Source organism: Mycobacterium sp., assembly GCF_032162605.1.
Classification (GTDB): domain Bacteria; phylum Actinomycetota; class Actinomycetes; order Mycobacteriales; family Mycobacteriaceae; genus Mycobacterium.
On sequence record NZ_JAVROT010000122.1, the window covers coordinates 1 to 7277 of the forward strand.

General features: G+C 66.1%; 8 protein-coding genes and 3 pseudogenes. 3 read left to right on the forward strand and 8 right to left on the reverse strand.

The features are described from left to right. The 3 genes and pseudogenes from QOI01_RS07695 to QOI01_RS07705 all read left to right on the forward strand — a co-directional run. A pseudogene (locus QOI01_RS07695) lies at nt 1–424 on the forward strand (D-alanyl-D-alanine carboxypeptidase); the annotation flags it as partial. Between the two features lie 26 nt (nt 425–450). After that, a complete protein-coding gene (locus QOI01_RS07700) occupies nt 451–1158 on the forward strand; it encodes a type 1 glutamine amidotransferase (RefSeq protein ID WP_526379582.1) in 708 nt (235 codons plus the stop codon). Nucleotides 1159–1289: 131 nt separating this feature from the next. Further along, a complete protein-coding gene (locus tag QOI01_RS07705; protein ID WP_526379583.1) occupies nt 1290–1874 on the forward strand; it encodes a phosphoribosyltransferase in 585 nt (194 codons plus the stop codon). Here QOI01_RS07705 and QOI01_RS07710 read toward each other — a convergent pair. From QOI01_RS07710 to QOI01_RS07745, 8 genes and pseudogenes are all read right to left on the reverse strand, one after another. Then, the gene (locus tag QOI01_RS07710) at nt 1871–2212 is read right to left on the reverse strand and encodes a hypothetical protein (RefSeq protein WP_526379584.1); all 342 of its coding nucleotides are present in this window, start codon (nt 2210–2212) and stop codon (nt 1871–1873) included. The two genes, QOI01_RS07705 and QOI01_RS07710, sit on opposite strands and share 4 nt — an antisense overlap. A 12-nt stretch (nt 2213–2224) precedes the next feature. After that, complete coding sequence (gene wag31 / locus QOI01_RS07715; RefSeq protein ID WP_526379585.1) at nt 2225–3055, reverse strand: DivIVA-like cell division protein Wag31; 831 nt, start codon at nt 3053–3055, stop codon at nt 2225–2227. A gap of 184 nt (nt 3056–3239) precedes the next feature. After that, nucleotides 3240–3524: a YggT family protein gene (locus tag QOI01_RS07720; RefSeq protein WP_526379587.1), complete on the reverse strand. Its 285-nt coding sequence runs from the start codon at nt 3522–3524 to the stop codon at nt 3240–3242. 108 nt (nt 3525–3632) lie between these two features. Beyond that, on the reverse strand, nt 3633–4280 hold the full coding sequence (locus QOI01_RS07725) for a cell division protein SepF (RefSeq protein WP_526379589.1): 648 nt from the start codon (nt 4278–4280) through the stop codon (nt 3633–3635). Nucleotides 4281–4347: 67 nt separating this feature from the next. Next, nucleotides 4348–5085, reverse strand: a pseudogene (locus tag QOI01_RS07730) (YggS family pyridoxal phosphate-dependent enzyme); the annotation flags it as partial. Beyond that, nucleotides 5082–5789, reverse strand: coding sequence for a peptidoglycan editing factor PgeF (gene pgeF / locus QOI01_RS07735; RefSeq protein WP_526379591.1), 708 nt, complete (start codon nt 5787–5789; stop codon nt 5082–5084). The gene pgeF and the pseudogene QOI01_RS07730, both read right to left, overlap by 4 nt. 32 nt (nt 5790–5821) lie before the next feature. After that, complete coding sequence (gene ftsZ, locus QOI01_RS07740) at nt 5822–6970, reverse strand: cell division protein FtsZ (RefSeq protein ID WP_526379593.1); 1149 nt, start codon at nt 6968–6970, stop codon at nt 5822–5824. A gap of 149 nt (nt 6971–7119) precedes the next feature. Then, nucleotides 7120–7277, reverse strand: a pseudogene (locus QOI01_RS07745) (cell division protein FtsQ); the annotation flags it as partial.

Below are 7277 nucleotides of genomic sequence, written 5' to 3' on the forward strand. Positions count from 1 at the left end.
GATCACCCACGGCGGGATCCAGACGTCGAACATCTACGATCTCGAGGCCACCGCGGTGGGCATCGGCTCGGGCAAGCTGTTGAGCCGCGAGTCCTACGAGAAGATGGTGTCCACCGATCTGCGCGGCAAGACCAGGGCGCAGCCGGGATGCACCACGTGCGCGCCGATGGTCGACGGCTACACCTACGGTCTCGGCGTCGTCATCTCCGGTGGCTGGCTGCTGCAGAATCCGATGTTCGCCGGCTACTCCGCCGTCGAGGCGTACCTGCCGGAGGAGAAGATCGCGATCGCCGTGGCCGCGACGTTCGCACCCGAGGCATTCGACGATGAGGGCAATTACTCGAACACCTCCGACGTGCTGTTCCGCCGGATCGGCGCCGAACTCGCCCCCGACCATGCTCCGCCGGTCCCCCCCGCGAAATAACCGTCGGTCACCCGTATTCTCTAACAGTGGCGAAGAAGGTGCTTTTCCTCTATAACGACCCCATCGCGCCAGAGGCGATGCTGGGTGATGCGTTCACCGAATGTGGTTACGACGTAGAGACATTCGAAGTGGTGCCTGCTGCTCGCATCGAGGATCTGGCGTTCGACGTGACCCTTCCCGACCCGCGCGGGTACGACGCCGTCGTCCCACTCGGGTCCCGCTGGTCGGTCAACGAAGGGCTGGACTGGATCACCTCGGAGGTCGCGATGGTGCGGGACGCGCAAGCGGCGGGCGTGCCAATGCTCGGCGTGTGCTTCGGCGGCCAACTCCTCGCCCACGCCCTCGGCGGCTCGGTGAGCCGCTCTCCCGCACCCGAGATCGGCTGGTACGACGTCGATTCCTCGCGGACCGACCTGGTCCCGACCGGGCCGTGGTTCGAGTGGCACTTCGACCGGTTCAGCATCCCCGACGGGGCGGTCGAGATCGCCAGGAATGGCAACGCGTCACAGGCCTTCGTGCTGGGCCGCACGATGGGCCTGCAGTTCCATCCCGAGGTCGACGAAGAACTCCTCGAGCTGTGGTTGGCGGGCAACGGACGCGACGAGATCGCCGAACTCAGCCTGACCGCCGACCACTTGCGCGATGCCACAACGCGAGTCGTCGACGACGCCTCCAAGCGAGTGCACGCGCTCGTCCGCGCCTTCGTGGACACGGTCGCCGGCCGCGACGCCTGAGCGCCATTCCCCTAAGCCGAGTTCGCCATCACCCAGTGGTGGCAGCGCTCTCAGCCTAGTCTCATCGGATCGACGAATCCGCTGATCGCACCTTCGGGGACCGCCGCGAGGCAGGCCGAGTCCTCGCGGCGATGCTCAGCGGCTACCGCGACGGGCCCGACGTGGTGGTGCTGGGCCTCGCTCGGGGCGGCGTACCCGTCGGCGCGGAGATCGCCATCGCGCTCAACGCCCCGCTGGACGTCTTCGTGGTCAGAAAACTCGGCGTTCCACAGTGGCCCGAGCTGGCCATGGGAGCGATCGCCAGCGGCGGCGGCATCGTCGTCAACGAGCACGTGGTGCGCAGCGCACACGTCACCGACGCGCAGTTACGGGCCGTCATCGACGCCGAAGCCGGCGAGCTCGCGCGCCGTGAGGCGACCTACCGGAGCGGCGCGGGACGTCTCGACCTGGCAGGGAAGACGGTGATCCTCGCCGATGACGGCATCGCCACGGGAGCAAGCATGATCGCCGCGGCTCGGGCCGTGCGGGACGCCGGCGCCGGGCGCGTCATCGTCGCGGTGCCCGTCGGACCATCATCGGCGCGGCAACGGCTGCGCGATGAGGCCGACGAGGTGGTGTTCGCCACGACACCGCGACACTTCGAGGCCGTCGGTCAGGTGTTCACCGACTTTCACCAGGTCAGCGACGATGAGGTGAGAAAAGCCCTGCGGCGCTAATCGCGTTTGGAGTCTGCGCTGCTGTCGTCGTTCGACTCGGTGGAGACTGCGGACGTTTCCGCCTCGGCGGGCTCGTCCGGGTAGTCCTCGGCATCCGTGACGGCAGGAATGACGGTCGTCTCGTCGTCGCGATCGTCGGTGTCGTCGGTGTCGTCGGTGTCGGCGGTGTCTTCGTCACCGCCCCGCGAGCGATCACGCAGCGCGTCGACGATGAGGAGCAGCACGCCGATCACGCTGGCACCGATGCACACCCAGGCAATCAACTCATTGCTAGTCACGACGGCGGTCACCAACGCGGCGAGGCCGATGACGGCAAGGACTAGCGCAACGATCAGCATCAATACAGCCGATCAGTTGTTTCCTCGGTTGAACTGGTTGAATCCGCTGCTGTCGTTGTTGGCAGTGGAGTCAACCGGCGCCGCCGAGCCTCGCTGGCCGAGTTCTTCGAGCTGTGATTCCAGATACGTCTTGAGCCGCGTGCGGTACTCGCGCTCGAACGTGCGCAGCTGCTCGAGACGGCCTTCCAGCACGGTGCGCTGCTGGTTGATGGTGCCCATGATCTCGGAGTGCTTGCGCTCGGCGTCCGCCTGGAGTGCGTCGGCCTTCTCCTGAGCCTGGCGAAGCTGCGTCTCGGAACGGGTCTGCGCGTCGGAGAGCATCGAGTCGGCACGTGCCTTGGCCTCGGAGACCGTGGTCTCCGCGGTGTGCCTGGCTTCGCTGACCATGGCATCGGCCTGAGCGCGGGCGTCGGCCAGCAGCTTGTCGGACTCTGCCTTCGCGGTGCCGGTCAGGCGGTCCGCGGTGTCCTGCGCCAGCCCGAGGATCTTCGCCGCCTTGATGTGCGATTCCTCGCTGGGGGGCGCGACGGGCTGCGCGGCCGCGGCGTACACCGGCTGGACCGGCGCGACGGCAACGGGCTCGGGCTCCGGCTCCGGCTCGGGCTTCTGGTACACCGGGATCGACTGAGTGGCCTGAACACCACCGCCGGCTCGGCTACTCGAGAGATCCTGGTCGAGCTCCGCCACGCGCTGCCGGAGATCGGCGTTCTCCTCGATGAGCCGTGTCAGCTCGTTCTCTACGAGGTCGAGGAACGCATCGACCTCGTCCTCGTTGTAGCCACGCTTGCCAATGGGCGGCTTGCTGAAAGCGACGTTATGGACGTCGGCTGGTGTAAGCGGCATTGTCTGCCCCCTTGAGTTTGGACCGTCAACCGGTGTCAAAGCGGATAGGCGTGCTGGAAGTAACTGGCGTCCATCCTGTCACAGTAGACCCGGCGGTTGCAGGTGAGGTCCAGAATTAAGAGCGAATTTCAAAGAAGGGCCGCGCGATAACGACGCCGGCAAACCCGTTTTCGCTACCTCGACGCTATGCACTCCACGCAAGTTGCATGCCGACGAACGCGGCCAGGAGCAGCACCATGATCGACAGGTCAAAGCGAACCGCACCTATCGTGAGCTGCGGAATGATCCGGCGCAGCAGCTTCACGGGTGGATCGGTCACCGTCATGATGACCTCCAGGACCACCACCATCAGGCCCCTCGGGCGCCAGTCGCGGCTGAAGGAGCGGACGAACTCGACGACGACCCGTGCGATCAGCAGAAGCCAGAACGCGAACAGCACGAAGCCCAGAATCGAAAAGAACAACGACAACTGAGCGACCTCACTCCAGGCGGTGTGACATTGGATACGGGTGGGATGACGAGCTGAACGACACTCGATTCACCGCCAGCCTACGCGTCGTCGATCACACTGCCCGGGTCACTGGTAGGCGTAGAAACCCGCCTCGGCGATGCGCCTGCGCTCGTCGGCGGTGACGTCGACGTCGGCCGGGGACAGTAGGAAGACCTTCGTCGCGACCTTGTCGAACGAACCCCGGAGCGCGAAGGCCAAACCGGCTGCGAAGTCGACCAGGCGCTTGGCGTCGGCGTTGTCCATCGAGACCAGATCCATGATCACCGGGGTGCCGTCGCGGAAGCGTTCGCCGATGGTGCGGGCCTCGCTGTAGTCCTTGGGGCGCAGCGTGGTGATCTTGGCCAGCGGGCTGCCCTCTTCGAACAGGGCGGCCATCCTGCGGGGCTCCATCGCCACCGCGCCGTGGGTGGCGCCGCGCAGCGTGTTGAACCGTGGGCGCTCGAACTCGCGCCGAGAGCCGCGGAAGGCGGGCTCTTCATATGCGCCGCGGTAACCCGCTGGGACACCGTCGAACTCACGGCCGGGCACGCGGTCGTCGTAACCCCGGCCCTCGGGGCGGGCTTCGTATCCCCTGCCCTCGTCCTCGAAGCGGTCCTCACGGGGACGACGCGAGTAGCCGCGCGACGAGCGGTCCTCGTCGTCGTAGTACTCGTCGTCGTAATCGTCCATCGGCGCCATACCGAAGTAGGCCTTGACCTTATGCAGTGTGCTCATCGGAGACCCTTCTGATGACCGAAATCGGTGTTGTCTGTGATGAAGATGTGACTGGAGTGACTGCTCAGAGAGACGTTAGAGGACGCTGTCCCAATAGCGCGGTACCGACACGCACACACGTTGAGCCGTGTTTCACCGCCGTCTCGAGGTCGCTGGACATACCTGCCGAGATACCGAGACGCTGCTGGTAGAACGCCTGTACCCGGTTCCGCTCGGACTCCAAGCGAAGGAAGGATTCATCCGTGTCGGCGTTCAGCGGGGGGATGGCCATGAGCCCGACGAAGTCCAGGCCGTCGGTCGCGTCGGCGAGCCCGCACAGCTCGTCCACGAGATCCGGGCGGTTCACATCGACGCCGCCTCGGGCCGGATCCCCGTCCAGGCTCAGTTGGAGGTACACCCGCAGCGGCGCCGTGCGGCCGCCCTCCTCGAGCGCCTGCGCGGCTGCGCGCCCAAGTGCATCGACGAGCGCGCTGCTGTCGACCGAGTGCGCGGCGTACGCCCAGCCCGCGACGGCACGCGCCTTCTTGCGTTGGATGCTGCCGATCATGTGCCAGCGAATTGCAACCGTGTGATTCCCGGCTGATATTTCGGCGATTTTGTTTGACGCTTCCTGTTCGCGCGATTCACCGAATTGATGGCATCCAAGTCGCACTAATTCGGTGATGTCGGAAACCGGAAAGAATTTCGTGACGGGAAGTAATTCGATTTCGGCGGAGTCGCGGCCCGCCGCTGCCGCCGCCCCGTCGACCCGTGCCCTCAGAGCCGCCAGAGCCTCGGCGAGTTCGGCGGTACGTGCGGCGGTCATTCCATCCACACCAGGGCGGCCAACCGACCGGTGGGGGCGCCGCGCCGGTGACTGAACAGGTTGGGATCATCGACTGTGCAGCGCGGATCGACGTCGATCGTGGTGACGCCCAATTCCGTTAGCTGTCTGGCGATTCCGGATCTCAGGTCAAGCCCGGCGGTACCTCGCGCGGTCGTGGTCCTGCTACCCGGCATGGCGGCCTCGACCTCGTCCGCCATGGCGTCGGGCACCTCGTAGTTCCGTCCACTGACGGCAGGACCCAGGAGAACGGACACGTCCTCGACGTGGGCACCCCTGCGCAGCATCGCCTCGATGGCTCTCGTCACGACACCCCTCTGCGCGCCCACCCTGCCGGCATGTACCGAGGCGACGACGCCGGCGCGGGCGTCGGACATCAAGAGCGGGACGCAATCCGCGGTCACCACCGCCAGTGCCAACCGGCGATTCGTCGTGACCAAGCCGTCGGCATCGTCGACGGCACCCTTGACCGGACCCTCCACGGACACGACCCGGTCCCCGTGGACCTGGTTCATCCAGACGATGCCGTCGTCGCCAAGCCCGATCGCCTTGGCGAGGCGCGCACGATTGGCGGCCACGGCAGCGGGATCGTCCCCGACGTGGTCACCCAGGTTGAACGACTCGAACGGCGGGCCCGAGGCACCACCTTCGCGAGTGGTGGTCACCCGTCGAATGCGAAAGCTCACGGTCTCCAGTATCGACTCACGCGCTAGCGGATTCAGTGACGCATGAAGGGCGGGACGTCGACATCGTCATCGTCGTCACCACCACCACCGCCACCGATGCGGACCGTCGCTCCGTTCGTGTGTACGGGAACGCTGGCCGGGTCGACGGGATCGAATGGCGCGGCCGCCACCTTGCCTGCGCGACCGGGCGAGATGCCCTGTCCTGCCGTTCCGACGACCGGCTTTCGGCTGGGGCCTGCGGCGTCGAAGCCGGCGGCGATCACGGTCACGCGGACTTCGTCGCCGAGCGAGTCGTCGATCACGGTGCCGAAGATGATGTTTGCCTCGGGGTGGGCGGCGTCCTGCACCAGCGAGGCCGCCTCGTTGATCTCGAACAGACCGAGATCGCTGCCGCCAGCGACCGACAGCAGCACACCGAGGGCGCCTTCCATCGATGCCTCGAGCAGTGGCGAGTTGATGGCAGTCTCGGCGGCCTTGAGGGCACGGCCGTCGCCACGCGCCGACCCGATGCCCATCAGCGCGGTACCCGCCCCAGACATGACGCCCTTGACATCGGCGAAGTCGACGTTGATCAGGCCCGGCGTCGTGATCAGATCGGTGATGCCCTGCACGCCGTTGAGCAGGACCTCGTCGGCACTGCGGAAGGCGTCCATCAGAGAGACCGCAGCGTCGCCCATCTGGAGCAGACGGTCGTTCGGGATCACGATGAGGGTGTCGCAGCTCTCGCGCAGCGCGGCGATGCCCGTCTCGGCCTGGTTGCTCCGCCGCTTGCCCTCGAACGAGAACGGCCGTGTCACCACGCCGACCGTCAGCGCGCCGAGCTTGCGTGCGATCGTCGCGACGACGGGTGCGCCGCCGGTGCCGGTTCCGCCGCCCTCCCCCGCGGTGACGAACACCATGTCGGCGCCCCGCAGGAGTTCCTCGATGTCGTCCTTGGCGTCATCGGCGGCCTTGCGTCCGACCTCGGGATCGGCGCCGGCGCCCAGTCCGCGGGTGGAGTCACGTCCGACATCGAGCTTCACATCGGCATCGCTCATCAGCAACGCCTGGGCGTCGGTGTTGATGGCGATGAACTCCACGCCCTTGAGGCCTTGCTCGATCATTCGGTTGACGGCATTGACGCCGCCGCCACCAATGCCGACCACCTTTATTACTGCGAGATAGTTGTGCGGGGGTGTCATCGGTCGTCTTCCTCCTGTGCAAACCCTCAACCTGAACCATAGGCTTAGAGTTATGTCAAGTAGTTTCGCGCAAACAGAACGGTAGGGCGACGATCGCAGGTATCGACGCAGGCGCGCCGATGGTGTCGTGGGATTTTCTCGGCGGACGACTACTTGACCGTGGGGAGATCCGGACTGGACAGGTCATAGGTGTGACCGGGCTGCGTGAGCAACGCCCCCAACTTGAGCGCCTTCTCGTCGGTGCGGTCCGTCGTCCCCCAGATCACGTCCCGACCATCGACCAGGGTCAGCGTGATCGCCGCGACCG